The organism is Nonomuraea composti (assembly GCF_012034275.1).
Classification (GTDB): domain Bacteria; phylum Actinomycetota; class Actinomycetes; order Streptosporangiales; family Streptosporangiaceae; genus Nonomuraea; species Nonomuraea composti.
This window is the reverse complement of record NZ_JAATEP010000028.1, coordinates 136,437-151,389: the sequence shown is the minus strand read 5'-3', so window position 1 is coordinate 151,389 and position 14,953 is coordinate 136,437. Positions and strand designations below refer to the sequence as shown.

The 14,953-nt window shown below is 73.1% G+C and carries 12 protein-coding genes; 2 read left to right on the top strand and 10 right to left on the bottom strand.

Annotation, left to right across the window (positions count from 1 at the left end):
• Positions 1-81 precede the first annotated feature (81 nt).
• The 6 genes from HCN51_RS33805 to HCN51_RS33780 form a co-directional block, all read right to left on the bottom strand.
• Positions 82-1,062: a single-stranded DNA-binding protein gene (locus HCN51_RS33805; RefSeq protein WP_168015150.1), complete on the bottom strand. Its 981-nt coding sequence runs from the start codon at positions 1,060-1,062 to the stop codon at positions 82-84.
• A gap of 158 nt (positions 1,063-1,220) precedes the next feature.
• Positions 1,221-2,567, bottom strand: coding sequence for an SGNH/GDSL hydrolase family protein (locus HCN51_RS33800; RefSeq protein WP_168015148.1), 1,347 nt, complete (start codon positions 2,565-2,567; stop codon positions 1,221-1,223).
• Between the two features lie 31 nt (positions 2,568-2,598).
• Positions 2,599-3,093: a hypothetical protein gene (locus HCN51_RS33795; protein WP_168015146.1), complete on the bottom strand. Its 495-nt coding sequence runs from the start codon at positions 3,091-3,093 to the stop codon at positions 2,599-2,601.
• An 8-nt stretch (positions 3,094-3,101) separates the two neighbouring features.
• Positions 3,102-4,070, bottom strand: a complete 969-nt coding sequence (locus HCN51_RS33790; RefSeq protein WP_206068179.1) for an alpha/beta hydrolase fold domain-containing protein — start codon at positions 4,068-4,070, stop codon at positions 3,102-3,104.
• Positions 4,067-4,918: an SDR family NAD(P)-dependent oxidoreductase gene (locus tag HCN51_RS33785; protein WP_168015144.1), complete on the bottom strand. Its 852-nt coding sequence runs from the start codon at positions 4,916-4,918 to the stop codon at positions 4,067-4,069. Before HCN51_RS33785 ends, HCN51_RS33790 begins: the two co-directional genes overlap by 4 nt.
• Before the next feature lie 26 nt (positions 4,919-4,944).
• The gene (locus HCN51_RS33780; RefSeq protein ID WP_168015142.1) at positions 4,945-6,369 is read right to left on the bottom strand and encodes an MFS transporter; all 1,425 of its coding nucleotides are present in this window, start codon (positions 6,367-6,369) and stop codon (positions 4,945-4,947) included.
• A gap of 155 nt (positions 6,370-6,524) precedes the next feature.
• Here HCN51_RS33780 and HCN51_RS33775 point away from each other — a divergent pair, with 155 nt between their 5' ends.
• Together HCN51_RS33775 and HCN51_RS33770 are read left to right on the top strand one after the other, a co-directional pair.
• Positions 6,525-7,091: a PadR family transcriptional regulator gene (locus HCN51_RS33775; RefSeq protein WP_168015140.1), complete on the top strand. Its 567-nt coding sequence runs from the start codon at positions 6,525-6,527 to the stop codon at positions 7,089-7,091.
• The gene (locus tag HCN51_RS33770) at positions 7,088-8,068 is read left to right on the top strand and encodes a hypothetical protein (protein WP_168015138.1); all 981 of its coding nucleotides are present in this window, start codon (positions 7,088-7,090) and stop codon (positions 8,066-8,068) included. The genes HCN51_RS33775 and HCN51_RS33770 overlap by 4 nt, the downstream gene beginning before the upstream one ends.
• Positions 8,069-8,093: 25 nt before the next feature.
• Here HCN51_RS33770 and HCN51_RS33765 read toward each other — a convergent pair whose 3' ends face one another.
• The 4 genes from HCN51_RS33765 to speB form a co-directional block, all read right to left on the bottom strand.
• Entirely contained in the window at positions 8,094-9,716 is a 1,623-nt protein-coding gene (locus HCN51_RS33765; RefSeq protein ID WP_168015136.1) for a GTP-binding protein, read from the bottom strand.
• On the bottom strand, positions 9,713-12,625 hold the full coding sequence (locus HCN51_RS62515) for a dynamin family protein (protein WP_346433881.1): 2,913 nt from the start codon (positions 12,623-12,625) through the stop codon (positions 9,713-9,715). The genes HCN51_RS33765 and HCN51_RS62515 overlap by 4 nt, the downstream gene beginning before the upstream one ends.
• A complete protein-coding gene (cobA, locus tag HCN51_RS33755; RefSeq protein WP_168015135.1) occupies positions 12,622-13,854 on the bottom strand; it encodes a uroporphyrinogen-III C-methyltransferase in 1,233 nt (410 codons plus the stop codon). The genes HCN51_RS62515 and cobA overlap by 4 nt, the downstream gene beginning before the upstream one ends.
• A 79-nt stretch (positions 13,855-13,933) precedes the next feature.
• On the bottom strand, positions 13,934-14,929 hold the full coding sequence (gene speB, locus HCN51_RS33750) for an agmatinase (RefSeq protein ID WP_206068178.1): 996 nt from the start codon (positions 14,927-14,929) through the stop codon (positions 13,934-13,936).
• Positions 14,930-14,953 lie beyond the last annotated feature (24 nt).

The following is a 14,953-nucleotide window of genomic DNA, read 5'->3' as shown; positions in this document are numbered from 1 at the left end:
CGGGGGCACTGTGCTGGCAAGCGGGGGGCGCCGTGCCGGCGAACGGCGCCCCGGTGCTTTCGGCGCTTTTCTGGCTCGTGGCTAAGCTGCTGCCTTCTCTGCCGTGGTCAGGTGTCCGTCGTCACCATCGGCTGCCTTCGTGCCGGTGTCGCGTCCTCTGGCCTCCGCGTCGCGTCCCTTGGTGTTCCCGCCGCGTCCCTTGACGTCCGAGCCACGTCCCTTGAGGTCCGAGCCACGTCCCTTCACGTCCGCGTCGTGGCCTCTTGCGACCGTGTGATGTCCGCTCGGTTCCGTGGAGTGTCCAGTGACCGAGGCTGCCGGGGCGTGGTCGGGGACGAGGGTGTGAACGGTGCCACCCAAGTCGCGCAGACCGTTCTCGACGGTCATACCGCCCTCTGCGATCACGCCGCTGTGAGCGGTCATGCCGCGCTCGGCCGTCTCGCCGCCCTCGGCCGTCTCTCCGCGCTCGGCGGTCACGGCGCGCTCGGCCGTCACGTCGTTCTCGGCGGCCCCGCTACCTCCAACGGTCGCGCTGACGGTGGTCAGGGGTTGCTCGTTGTCGTCGGACGTGTGGAAGGGGTTGGGTTCTTCGCGGAGGGGGGAGCGGCTCAGGGAGCGTTGGGGGCGGGGGCCCATGGCCCAGTCGCGGGTTTCCTCGTCCAGGCGGTCGCGCATCTCCTTGCTGACCGCGCCGGACCCGCCGCGTTCCGGCTTGGTGAAGGCGCCGGTGCCCCAGCGCAGGTCGTGGCCTACCGCGCTTGCCTCGATCTCAGGCATGAAGCGGCGGTCTCCCTCGGCGCCGAACTCGCGGATGCGCAGCTTGCCCGACACCACCACGGGATGGCCCGCCCGTACGGAGGCGGCGACGTTCTCCCCCAGGGCGCGCCAGCAGCGGACGGTGAAGCAGACCTTCTCCCCGTCCACCCACTGGCCCGCCCTCTTGTCGAAGTAGCGGTGGGTGGTGAGGACCCGCAGTGAGGTGACCTTGACGCCTTCGTCGAAGCTGTACTGCCTCGGCTCTGCCGCGACGTTGCCGGTGAGCGTGATGTAGATGTCGTTCATCCCGTGCCTCCCATGTGGCGGGCCGGCTGCCCGCGGTCTGGTGAACACGGTGCCGTGGTGGGAGGGGGGTGGCGGTGGCCGAAGGTGGTTCTGTGGATGGGGGGTGGGAGGGCTGTGCCGGCTGTGGATGAGGGAGTTCAAGGGGTGGAGGGGAGGGGCTACTTCGTTGTGGACGTCAGCTTGTCGGTGATGTGGCGGGCCATGGCGGTGTAGCCGGCGTTGTTGGGGTGCAGGTGGTCGCCGCTGTCGTACGCGGGGTTGAGGACGTCGGGGTCGTCGGGGGCGGCCAGGGCGCGGTCGAGGTCCACCACCGCGTCGTACTCGCCTGACGTGCGGATCCACTCGTTGACGGCGTCGCTGACCGCGGCGGCGTGCGCGCCCCAGTGGTCCGAGCCCTTGAACGGGAGCAGCGTCGCCCCGACGACCTTGATGCCCTTGGCGTGGGCCTGGCGGATGAGCCGGCGGTGTCCGGCGATCAACTCGTCCGCGGAGACCACGGGTGCGGGCTTGTAGGTCGGGGTGTCGGACTCGCTGAAGCCGATGTCGTTGACGCCCTGCAAGATGATGACCGTACCGACGCCGGGCTGGTCGAGCGCGTCACGGCGGAAGCGGGCCGCCGAGCGGTCGCCGTACCAGGCGGAGTCGTTCAGTACGAGGTTGCCGCCGATGCCGGCGTTCAGGACCGGGCGGGGGGCGCCGCGGGCGGCCAGTTGCTCGGCCAGTTCGTCGGGGTAGCGGTTGTTGGCGTCGTTGGTGGAGCCGAAGCCGTCCGTGATGGAGTCGCCGAAGGTCACCACGGCCTTCCCCTGCTGGTCCTTTCCGCCGGTGACGTCCACCCGGGACAGGTAGTACCAGGAGTGGGTGCTCTGGGTGAAGGCGGTGGCGGTGGTGTCGGCGGCGTGGTCGCCCTGGGCGCGGTAGCTGGTGGCATAGGCCTGGGAGTGGAACGTCGCCGGGCCGGTGGTGCCGGCGAAGTAGAGCGTCACGGCCACGGACTGGAACGGCTCGATGCGCAGCCGTACCGGGTCGCTGGTCAGGGCGCCGTGCGCGGGGAGGTCGGCCGATGGGGCGCTGCCGAAGGTGAGGCGGTGTATCGAGCCTGGCTGCAACGACGCGCCCTGGCCCGCGTAGGCCACGGTGGCTCCGGTCAGGTGGACGGGTGAGGGGCCGTAGTCGTTCGACAGGCGGATGCGCAGTGATGAGCCGCCTGCGGTGAGTCTGACGATCTGGCGGACGCTCTGGCCGCTGAAGCCTTCCTCCGACCAGTTGGGCTCGAAGCCGGTGCTGGCGCGCTGGGGGGCGGCCATCCAGGCGGCTCGCCAGCCGGCTTGTCGCCTGAGGGCGTCGGTCTGTGCTGATGTGACACCTGCCGGGACGGGCGCGGCGGCGGCCTGGGGGGACGCAGCCGTGGCCTGGGCAGGGCTGGTGGTGGTTGCGGGGGTGCCGAGAGCGATCAGCAGCGCGGTCAGCGCCGTTCCGGTCTTGGCGGCGAAGAAGAGGGTCATCACATCTCCCACTCGATAGGTATTTCAGCCATCAACGGGTGATGGCCGGCACGATGCGCCAGTCGCGCAGGAACACGAGGTTGTGCAGGTCGGCGGCGGCGATGGCCCTCAGGACGGGGACGAGCTCCGCCGCGTGCCGCGCGTCCATGACGTTCAGCGGCCACTCGCCCACCGTGGCGCCCCGCAGGTGCGGGTGGTGGAAGCCGGCGCCGTAGTGGGCGGTCAGGGTGATGGGCGCGATGCCCGCCGCTCGCTGCGCCGGCCAGGACAGGGACCAGGTGGCGAAGCTGCCGCCCGTGCTGTCTGGCACCAGGCCGGTGGTTTCGACGGTGCCGGTGTCCAGGAGGAGGTGGTGGTCGAACTCGGCCAGCACCTGCCGGGCGGGCGCGTTCAGGAGGGCGACGGCCTGGTGGAAGGCGCGTTCCTTGCCCTCGCGGGTGGCGTGGCCGGCGTGGGTGCCGTCACGCAGGTCGGTGAAGTGGCGGACGAGAGCCTCTAGCGGGGCAGGGGGGACGTTCGCGGTCATGTCTCTCCTCAAGGGGACGGGGTGAGCTCGCGCAGAGCTGTGGCTAGCTGGTGGAGGAGGGGGCGGTCGGGGCGCAGCATGTCCCCGTGACGGGCGCCCGGTGGGCGGAGGAGCCTCGCCGGGACGCCGTCGGCGTGCAGGCGGCGCGCGTATGTGACGACGTCGTCGTGCACGGGGTCGTCGCGGCCGACGGCGAGGATGGCGGGGGCCACTCCTGCGAGGGTGGGTGCCTGCCAGGGGGTCGCGTACAGGCGGGTGCGGTCCGCGGTGGGCGCGCCGCCGATGTCGTGAGCAGCGACGTCACCGGCGGTGGCGGTGTTGTCGCCGAGCCAGGCGCGCCACGCTCCGCGCAGCGCCGCCGCCTGCGGGAACGCGGAGGGTGAGCGGTGGTAGGACGGGGCGGCGCAGTCAGGGTCGAACGGCGGGTAGGCCAGCACCTGGGCGGCCAGCGGCAGGCCGCGGTCCCGGGCCGCCAGGGCGGCGACGGCGGCGATCGTGCCACCGGCGCTGTCGCCGCCCACCGCGAGAGGAATCCCGGTCTTGGAACCGCCCACCGCGAGAGGAATCCCGGCCTTGGAACCGGCCGCCGCAAGCCGAGTCCCGGCCTTGGAGCCATCCGCCGCGAGCGGGGTGCCGGGCGTTCCGTCGTGGGCCCAGGTGAGGGCGGTGAGAACGTCCTGGACGGCGCTGGGGTGGCGGTGGCGTGGCGCGAGCCGGTAGTCCACGCTGATCACCGCCCACCCGGAGCGGACGGCCAGGGCCGTGGTGGTGTGGTGCCATTCGGCGGCCGAGCCGTGTTGCCAGCTTCCGCCGTGCGCCCAGACCAGCAGCCCGGCGGGGGCGCGGTCCTCCGGCAGGTGGACCCGGACCGGCACGGGTGGCGCGCCGGGAAGGACGAGGCTCGACCAGGACGGAGGCGGGCCGGTGACCGGCTCCGGTCCGGGGGTGGCGGCGGTGGGCTTCGTGGTCGTGTTCACAGCTGCCTCAGGGCGCCGCCGTCGATGGCCCACTCCGCCCCCGTGACCTGCGCCGCCAGCGGTGACAGCAGGTAGGCGATGACGCCCGCCACCTCCTCGGGGGTGCCGATGCGCCCGGTGGGCAGCCGCCGTTCGACGCGGACGAAGTGCTCCACGGCCTGGTCCGGCGGCAGGTCGAAGCGCTGGGCCAGCTGGTCGGCGAAGCCGCCGGGCGCGTCGAACAGCGCGGTGCGGGTGGGGCCCGGGGAGACGACGTTCGAGCGGATCCCGGCCGGGCCGTACGCGGCGGCCAGCGACTTCGACACCGACAGCAGCGCCGCCTTGGACGCGGCGTAGTCGGCGATGGTGGGGTCGGGCAGGCGGGCGGCCTCGCTGGCCACGTGGACGATCGCACCGCCCGCCGGGTTGCTCTCCAGGAGCGGCAGTGCGGCCCGGGTCATGCGGACGGCCGCGTGCAGGTTGAGCTCGAAGGTGGCGTGCCACTGCTCGTCGTCGATGGCGGCGAAGGAGTCGCGGGAGGTCAGGGCGGCGGCGTTGTTGACGAGGCCGTCCAGCCTGCCGTACCGGTCGATGATCGCGGCGACGGCCCGTGCGGGGGTGGCGGGGTCGGTGAGGTCGCTGCGGACGAGCAGCGTCCCAGCCGGAAGGACGTCCCCAGCCGGCGCGGGCGCGTTCCCGCCGGTTGCGAGCGCGTCCCCAGACGGCGCGGGCGCGACGGTGGTGGAGTGGCCGCGGGCGAGGGCCGCGACATGGGCTCCCTCGGCCGCCAGTACGCGCGCGGCGGCCAGCCCGATGCCGCTGGTGGCGCCGGTCACGAGGATCACCTTGCCGGTGAGCTGAAGATCCATGATGTGCTCCGTAGAGATGGGGCCGGTCAGGCGCGGTGCCGCAGGAAGAGCGCGGCAATGAGGACGCCGGCCAGGACGAGCGCGGCGTTGACCGCGATGGCGACGGTGACCCCGTGCAGCACGGCTCCGGCGGTGACGACGCCGCCGGTGGCCGCCGTGACGATCGCGGACATGATCGGGGTCCCCATGGTGATGCCGATCTGCTGGGACATCGAGGCCAGCCCGGTGGCCAGGCCCTGCTGATGGTCGGGCAGGCCGGTGGTGGCGGTGACCATGAAGCCGACGATGACCAGCATGTTCCCGACGCCGCCGAGGAAGGTGGCGGGCAGCAGCAGCCCCATGGAGGCGGAGGTACCGCCCATGAGGAGCAGGACGGCGGTGGCGGCCGTCTGCAGCAGCCCACCGCCGATCAGGACGGTCGCGGTGGAGGTGCGGGCGATCACCTTAGGGGCGAGCAGGCCGCCGGCGACGGTGCCGAGGCCGAGGACGCCGAACGACAGCCCGGCGGCGAGGGCGGAGAAGCCGAGGGTCTTCTGCAGGTACAGGGTGAGCAGGTACACCAGCGACGTCTCGGTGACGAAGGCGAGCAGGCCGAGCAGGTTGCCCCAGGCCACGGTGGGCCGGCGCAGGACGTGCAGGGGCACGAGGGGCTCGGCGGCGCGGCGTTCGACGCGGTGGAAGACGACCAGCAGGGCCGCGCCGGCGAGCAGCCCGGTCAGGGCGAGGGGGTGGGTCCAGCCGTGCTCGCCGGCCTGGGTCAGGCCGTAGACGATGCCGAGCAGGCCGAGGGTGACGCTGAGCGCGCCGGGCAGGTCGAGCCGGGGACGTCCGGCGGGGCGGGACTCGGCGATGACGGCGGGCGCGACGAGCAGCACGACGAGGGCGACGGGCACGTTGATGAGGAACGCCCAGCGCCAGGAGAGCAGGTCGGTCAGGACGCCGCCGAGCACCGCGCCGGCGGTGAACCCGGCGGACATGAGGGCGCCGTTGAGCCCGAGCGCCTTCTGCCGCAGCGGCCCTTCGGGGAAGGACGTGGTGAGCAGGGCGAGCCCGGCCGGGGTGGCGGCGGCCGTCGCGAGGCCCTGCGCGACCCGGGCCAGGATGAGGATCTCGGGGGTGGGGGCGAGCCCGCCGGCGAGCGAGGCCACGCCGAGGAGCGCGAGGCTGCCGAGGAAGATGCGCTTGCGCCCGACCAGGTCGCCGATGCGGCCGAAGAACAGGGTGAACCCCGCCGCGCAGAGGGCGAAGGCCGTGGCGATCCACTGGAGGCCGCCGAGGGAGAAGCCGAGGTCGTCGCCGATGGCGGGCAGGGCGACGTTCAGGATCGAGAAGTCGACGGCCAGCATGAACTGGGCGACGAGGAGCACGGCGAGGACGACGCGCAGGCGGCCGGTGAGCTGCGGCGATGGCGCCTGACCGGTGGTCGCCGGCAGGGGTGTGGTGGTGGTCATGGCAGGGGCTTCCTCTCGGGCGTGCGGGACGGCACGCCGCTACAAACGGTTCAAAAGTTCCGTTAAGACGAGAGAACAGTAGCACCCGATCGCACATTAAGGGAACTTCTGTCCCGATAAGCCATATACTCGTATTCGACTGTTAGTATTCGGCTATGCCAACGACCGCAGTGGACAACCCCCTGACCCTGCGGCTGCTCGGCCTCCTGGTCGAGCGGCCCATGCATCAGTACGCCCTGGCCGTCGCGCTCAACGAGCGCTACCCGTACCTGAACGCCAAGAGCGGCTCCGTCTACGCGCTCGTCCGGTCGCTGCAGGCGGCCGGCTGGGTCGCCCAGACCGGGGTCGAGCAGGTGGGCAACCGCCCGACGCGCACTGTCTACGCCCTGACCGACCAGGGCTGGCGCGTCTTCAGGGAACGAGTGCGGCGGCAGATCCGCGAGGCCAGGGTGACCACCTCGGCGTTCGTGGACGCGCTGGCCTACCTCGGCGCGCTCGACCGCACGGAGGCCCCGCACGTGCTGCGCGAGCGGCTGGAGTCGCTGGAGGAGCGGATCTCGGAGCTGGAACGGGCGGGCGGCCCCGGCGTGAAGGAGATCACCATGATCGAGGTGGACTTCGTCCTGCACCAGCTCCGCGCCGAGGCGGACTGGATCCGCGCGCTGATCATCCGCATCGAGGACGGCGAGCTGGCCTGGCCGGTGGCGGAGGGACAGGCGTGAGCGGGCTGACGTACGGCATCTACGCGGCCGGCCGGGTCGCCGGCACGGCGGGCCCGCCCGACGACCGCGCGGCCATCGACGACCTGGTCGGCGGGCTGAGCGGCGGGCGGCCCTTCGTCGTCCGCGAATACCTGCACTTCCTGGGGACGCCCGCGGACCCGGAGAAGGCGCGGGCCCTGGCGCCCGAGCGGCGGCTGCGCGAGCTGACCATGCCCGACGAGTGGTACACGACGGGCGACCGCCGGCTCGACCTCGTGCTGTGCTACCTGCCGGACCAGCGCGATCTCGACGGCTGGCTGGCGTTCGTCGAGCGGGCCGTGCACCGGTACGGGGCCGTCGCGCGCTTCCTGCAGATCACCCTGGAGCCGAACTTCCCCCTGCCCTGGATCGACGGCAGCTCCCCCGGGGTCCTCGACGCCCTCACCGCCGGGACGCGCCACGCCCGGCGGCTGCTCGACGCGGCGGGGCACCGTGACGTCCGGATCGGGTTCTCCGTCGCGGAACCGCCCGAGTTCCTGGGCGGCGACGACGCGTTCTGGGCGCACCTGGAGGCGCTCGCTCCCGCCGACTTCGCGGCCCACGTCGACTACGTGGGACTCGGGCTCTACCCGGACGCCTTCTCCCCTGTGCCCGAGCCGGCGCTGGCCGGGCTCACCGAGCACGCGCTGCGCCACCTGCGTGAGCACCGCATGCCCCGCGCCCACCTCGGCCCGGAGGTGCCCCTTCACGTCGCCGAGAACGGCACCCCCACGGGGCCCGGCCGCACGCCCGCCGACCAGGCCGCCCGGCTCGACATCATGATCCGTACAGTGGCCGCCTGCGCCGCCCGGCTCAACGTCACACACTACGAACTGTTCGGCCTGCGGGACGCCGACTCGGGCCGCGACGAGCCGACCGCCCGGCTCGGGCTGACCACCAGCGACTACCGGCCCAAGCCCGCCTACGACGTGTATCGCCGGCTGATCGCCCAGAGCTGACCGCGCCGGGGCCGGTGGTGCTGATTTATACCGACAAATCCCTCAGGGCCGTGTAGAAGGCATGGTGCCGGCCCAGCTCCCGCTCCACCGGCTCCACCACCATCGTGGCCGCCACCGCAGCGACCCTGCGGCGCATCTCCCGTTCGAGCCGCTCCCGCTCCCGCGAGGCGCCGAGCTCCACGAAGTTGCGGGACGCGATGCCCGACAACGCCCCCAGCCCGAGCACCGAGGCCATCATCAGCCCCACCCACGGCAGCGTCGCCGTGTCGCCCAGCAGCTCCAGGGACGGCGGGAGCTGCCCCGGCATGAGAAGGCCGACCGCCAGCCAGGCGAGCCCGGCCACGAACGCCACCACCAGGAAGTACTGCCACACCTTCAGCGCCCGCCACCAGCCCGGCACCCGGTCGAGCTGCGGCGCCACCTCCGCGAGGTCATCCGTCAGGGCCTGCGGGAGCTGGCCGGCGCGGGACCTGGCCGCCTGGTGCACGGCCGTGCGCCAGACCGGGTGCATGCTCATGGACAGGCCGTCGGCCAGCGCCTGCACCGCGTTCGCGACCTCGGCCGACTGGGCGCTCACCGAGGAGGTGGAGATGCCGCGGATCTCCTCGCTGACGTCGTCGAGCCGCAGGCTCTTCAGCGGGTCGCCGCGCAGCTTGCCGATCCAGCGCGGGTACGGCCAGCCGACCCACCGGCTCGACCGCTCCGCGTAGACGTTCTCCATGGCCTCGCCCACGGCCGGCACGCCGACCGCGTCGCACAGCGCGTCCGTCAGGCCCATCCTGCGGGCCTCGTCGACCGTGGCCGGCGCCGACAGCGCCTCACTCAGCGGCATGACCTGGCTGAGCTTCTGCTCCAGCCGGTGCAGGTCGGCCTCCAGCTTCTGGATGGCGGCGCGCCGCCGCGCCACCGCGGTCGCGATGACGCTCTTGAGGCTCTCGATGCCGCGGCCGGTGACCGCCGAGGTCGGGACGACGCTCGGATGCTCGACGCCCTCCCTGCGCAGCAGGTCGTTGAGGTCGATGACCAGCTCGGCCAGCTCCTCGGTGGTCAGCCGGTCGGCCTGGTTGAGCGCGAACACGGTGACCGCCTCGTGCCCCGCCAGCTCCGTCACGTAGCGGCGGTGCGTGGAGGCGTCGGCGTACTTCTGCGGGTCGAGCACCCACACCACCAGGTCGGCCAGGCCGATGAGCCGGTCGGCCTCGGTGTCGGTGAGCGCCCTGATCGAGTCGTGGTCGGGCAGGTCCAGCAGGATCAGCCCGTGCAGCTGGCTGTCGCCCTTGTCGAGCGCGCTGGCCCGCGAGAAACGGTGACGCCACTGGATCTGCAGCCAGTCGAGCAGCGGCCCCGCCCCCTCCAGCCCCCACACGCAGGCGTGCGTACGGGCGGTGGTCGGCCTGCGGACGCCCGTCGGCGACAGCTCCAGCCCCGACAGCGCGTTGAACAGCGACGACTTGCCGCTGCCCGTGCCGCCCGCCAGGGCGACGACCGTGTGCTCCGAGGAAAGCTTGAGCCGGTTGCCGGCCCGCTGCAGCAGCGCGCCGGACTCGTTCAGCAGCTTCTTGTCCAGCCGCCCCGGGCCCAGCTCCACCACCTTGGTGAGCGCCGTCAGCCGCGGAGCCAGGCCCGGTCTGGTGGTCGTGGTGGTCATCGAGCGACCTCAAGGTTGTACGTTGCCTGATAGAGGCGGGTCGCGACGGACTCGTCGGGAATGCCCGCGGAGTCGAGCGCTTGCACGTAACGCATGGCCTCCTCGTCGAACAGCATGCCGATCCTGGCCCGCAGATCACTGAGCGCCTTGGCCCCGATGCCGCGCAGCGACTCGGCCCCGAGCAGGGCGTTGACCAGCCGGTGCGGCACCCCCTCGCCGCTGCCCCCGCTGAACATGGCGACCATGAAGATCAGCGCCAGCGACTCGGGGTCGAACGACACCAGCTTCGACACCGACCGCTTGGCCACACCCTCCGTGCGTACCAGCTCGCCCAGATGCTCCTGCCAGGACGCGATCGCCCGCCCCGCCTGGCGGACCAGGTCGTCGGACGGCCGGTCGAGATCCTCCCCGAGTTTCGCCCCCAGCTCCGAGCGGTGCCGCCAGCGCGCCACCACCTCCTCGCAGGCACGGTTCGCGGCCGCGACGATCACCGCCTCCAGCCCCGTGCGGATCGCCGCCTTGAACGCCAGCACCCGCTCCGGCGCCTGCTTGGCCGCCCGGCCGCGCTTGCGCAGCTGCAACGAGCGGACGAGGTCGCCCGACCCCGCGAACTCCTGCCACCGCGCCAGCACCTCACCGTGCAGCAGCGAGCCGTTCCTGGACGCCTTGTCGATCTCGCTGAGCGCGCTCAGGAACGCCGCCTCCACGTCCGCGCGCAGCTCCGCCCGGAACGCGACCTGCGCCTCCAGCTGCTTGGCCAGCGCCGGAACGCGGGTGCGGAAACTGTTGAGCACGCCGTTGAGCGTCTCGCGCACCGCCTGCGCCCGCCGCGCCTCATCCACCGACAGCTCGGCCAGCCACAACCGCAGATCGGTCACCTCGGCGTCGGGCAGCCTGCCATCGGTCACCTTCGCCTCATGGATGACGAACCGGTCGATGTCGCCCAGGCCGTACTCGGTCAGCATACGGACGAAATGCTTGAGCACCACGTCCGCCGAGCGCTCCTGCACCCGCGACAGGACGATCGCCAGGCGGGCACCGCGCTCCTTCGCCAGCCGCAACAGGCTCCAGGCGGGGGCGTCGGCGTAACGGGCCGCCGTGGTCACGAAGATCCACAGGTCGGCGGCGTCGAGCATGCGGTGCGCGATCTCGTGGTGCTCCTCGACCACCGAGTCGATGTCGGGCGTGTCGAGCAACGCGACACCCTGTGGGAGCTTCTCCGTCGAGACGATCACCAGGCCGTCCATGCCGGCCTCGCGGGACGGCTGGTCGAGCCGGCGCAGGCCGCCGAGCAGCTCGCCCTTCGCGAACCACTCGCGATCTTCTGGGTGGCAGACCAGGACCGGGGTGCCGGTGGTCGGGCGGCGCACGCCGGTGCGCGAGACGTTCTTCTCGGCCAGGCTGTTGACCAGGGTCGACTTGCCCGCGCCCGTCGAGCCCGCGACCACGATCAGGGCCGGGGCCGTGCGGGTTCGCACCCGGGGCAGGACGTAGTTCTCCAGCTGGGCCAGCAGGTCGGCCTGCGCCTGCCTCGCCTCGGCCGAGCCCGGGAGGTCGAGACCGAAACGCAGGTCGGCGATGCTCTCGCGGAGGGCGCCCAGGGCCGACATGAGCGCCTCGGCGGCCTCCTGCGGCAGCTCCTCCAGCGTCTCGCCCGGCCCCACCGGCTCCTCACCGGACTCCGCCCCCGCCCCTCCGGCTTCGGCCCCACCCGTCGCCTCGCCCTCAGACCCGCCCTCGGCTTCGGCCTCAGGCTCGGATTCCGCTTCGGGCTCAGGCTCGGACTCCGCTTCGGGCTCAGGCTCGGACTCGGACTGGGCCTCGGGCTGGGCTTCGGGCTCAGCCTCGGACGCAGGCGCGCGCTCGGGCTCGGCGGAGGCGTCGGCCTCGGGCTTGGACGCGGCCTCGGGCTCGGAGGCGGCCTCGGGCTCGGGCGTGGTGTCCGGCTCGGGCGTGGTGTCCGGCTCGGGTGCGGGTTCCGGCTCGGAAGCGGAGGCGGCCTCGTCAGGAGAGACGGGCTCGGAGCCGGTGTCCGGCGCGACCTCGGCGGCGGGGCCGGTGGCGGCGTCGGGCTCGCCCTCAGGCGCGTCGGCGGTGAGAGCTACGTCGGACTCGCCGTCGGGCGTGGCGGCGGACGCGGCCTCGGGCTCGGTCGCGACCCCGGCGGCGGGCTCCTCGGCCGCTTGTGACGCGGCGGGAGCATCCGCGGCCTCCGCGGCGGGCTCGTCGCCCTGCTGGGCAGCGGAGGCGCCGGCGGCCTCCGACGCGCTCTCGGTGGCGGGCTCGGTGGCGGGCTCGGTGGCGGGCTCGTCGGCCTGGGCGGTGGTGGAGGCGTCCGCGGCCTCCGTCGCGAGGTCGGGGGCGGCCGGGTCTTCGCCGGGCTTCGTGGGATGCGGCGCGTCCTGGACGTCGCCCCTCGAAACAGGGGCGCCGGGGCCCCCGAGGGCGGCCGGCTTCACGAAGAGGGAGGGCCGTTCCGGCGAGGGGGCCTCGGGCGCGGGCCGCGCGGACGAGGGCGGCCCGCCGGGCGCGGGCTGACGGAGGATGGCGGGCTTTTCGAAGAGGGAGGGGCGGCGGGCAGGCGGCTCCTCCCCCGCGGACCGCGGGCCGGCGGGCTGAGGGCCGACGGACTGAGGGCCGGCAGGCTCGCCCCGGCCTTCCCGATGGGCGGGCCCCCTCTGGCCCTGCTGAGGGGCGGGCTCAGCCCGGCTCTCCCGGTGGGCGCGCTGGCCCGAGCCCTTCCCGTCGGCGGGCTCGCCCGAGGCGACCTCCCCGTCGGTGGCGGGCCCCGTGCGGGGGGTGGCGTCGGGCTGGGCCTCCGGGGGGAGGTCGTCGTCCGTTATCGGGCGGAAGCTCAACGTCTGCTCCCCGAGCGACTCGTGCCGCCCGTCATCCATGGCCGTGTTCACGGCAAGCGCTCCGCTCGTACCATCTCGACCTCCTGGCCGACCCGCACGACGTCGCCGACGATGACGATCGCCGGCGGCCGGATCCCAGCCGCGGACACGCGGTCGGCCACGGTGGAAAGCGAAGCGGTGACCGCCCGCTGGGTCGGAAGGGTACCGTCCTGTACCACCATTACGGGAGTCTCCGGCGAACGTCCGTCGCGGACGAGGGCTTCGGCCACCTTCGCGAGGCGTTCGACGGCCATCAGCAGCACCAGCGTGCCCTGGGAGCGGGCCAGGCCGGGCCAGTCGACGGTGGACTTGGGGTCGTCGGGGGCCACGTGCACGGAGATGACGTGGAACTCCTGGCTGACGCCGCGGTGGGTGACGGGCACCCCGGCGGCGGCGGGCACGGCGACGGCGCTGGTGAGGCCGGGCACGACGAGGACGGGGATGCCGGCCTCGGCGCAGGCGATCATCTCCTCGCCGCCGCGGCCGAACACGAACGAGTCTCCGCCCTTGAGCCGGACGACGAACTTGCCCTGCCGGGCGCGGTCGACGAGCAGCTCGTTGATCGTCTCCTGGGAGAGCGCGCGGCCGTAGGGGACCTTGGCGGCGTCGATGAGCTCGACGTCGGGGGCCAGCTCGTCGAGCAGGGCGCGGGGCGCGAGGCGGTCGGCGACGACGACGTCGGCCTGGGCGAGGAGCTGGCGGCCGCGCACGGTGATGAGGCCGGGGTCGCCGGGGCCACCGCCGACGAGGGCGACGCCGACGGGCTTGGTGCGGTTGCGGCGGGCGTCGACGGTGCCGTCGCGCAGCGCCTCGACCACGGCGTCCCTGATGCCGGCGGCGCGGCGCGGGTCGCCGCCCGCGGTGACGGCGACGCCGATCTCGTCGACCCGGCCGGTGGCGGGTGTCCAGGCGGCGGAGGCGTCTTTGTCGTCGGCGCGCACGCACCACACGCGCTTGGCCTCCGCCTCGGCGGCGACCGCGGTGTTGACGGACCTGTCATCGGTGCAGGCCTGTACGAGCCAGGCCCCGTCGCAGTCGCCGACCTCGTAGGGCCGGGCGTGCCAGGTGACCCGGCCGGCGGCGATGAGGTCGTCGAGGGCCGGCGTGACGGACGGCGACACGACGGTGACCTCCGCACCGGCCTCTAGCAGCGCGGGCACCCGTCGCTGCGCGACGCGGCCGCCGCCCACGACGAGGACCCGGCGGCCGGAAAGCCGCAGGCCGAGGAGGTAGGGACCCATGGGGGGAATCTCCCGTTCGCGAAGGTTGTGTTAGGACGTAAACCTACCGGCTCCGCATGCGTCATTTGCTGCGCACGGGTCAACGACCATCAAGAAGAGGCTGCCTGGGATCCCAACGTGGCCCGCCCTCATCGTCCTTGCGGCGTCTGGCCATCGCTGACAGGGCTTCCAGGATAACCCGGTTGCCGAGGTACGCGGTGATGTCCGCGTGGTCGTACGGCGGCGCCACTTCCACCACTTCCATGCCGGCCACGGGCATTTCATAGCAGATCCGGCGGACCGCATCGAGCAGTTGCCGGGCGGTGAGGCCGCCGGGCTCGGGTGTGCCGGTGCCGGGGGCGTGGCCGGGGTCGCAGACGTCGATGTCGACGGACAGGAAGATCTGGTCGCACTCGTCGAGCGCGACCGAGAACGACTCGGTCAGGCACTCGTCGAGCCCGCGAGCCACGATTTCCGTCATTTCATAGGAACGCATATTTTGCCGGGCCATCCAGCCGAGCGTCTCCGGCTCCGGCCAGTAGCCGCGCAGGCCGATCTGCAGGAACCGGTCGCCCCTGATGGCCCCGGACTCGATGAGCCGCCGCATCGGCTGGCCGTGCCCGTACAGGTGGCCGAAGGCGATGTCGCCCGTGTCGGCGTGCGCGTCGAAGTGGATCATCGAGGTGCGCCCCGCCGCGTACGCCCTGGCGGTCCCCCGCGCGTCCGGCAGCGCCACCGTGTGGTCGCCCCCGAGCACCAGCGGGACGGCCCCCGAGGCGGCCACCCGGTGCACCGCCTCCTCGATGGCCGCCAGCGAGCCCTCGACGTCGCCCGAGTAGCACTCCACGTCGCCGGCGTCGAGCACCCGCAGGTCGCGCAGCGCGTCCACGCGCAGCGCGAGGCTGGGCCTGGAGCCGTCGTGCGGCAGGTAGCACGCCTGGCGCAGCGCCATGGGCCCGAACCTGGCGCCCGGCCGGTTGGACGTGCCGCCGTCGAACGGGGCGCCGATGATCACCACGTCGGCGCCCGCGTAGCTCTCGGGGTCGTTCACGTCGCAGCGATCGACCCCGAGGAACGTGATGTCAGGTCCGTACATCGGTCCATAACGAGACACTGTCGC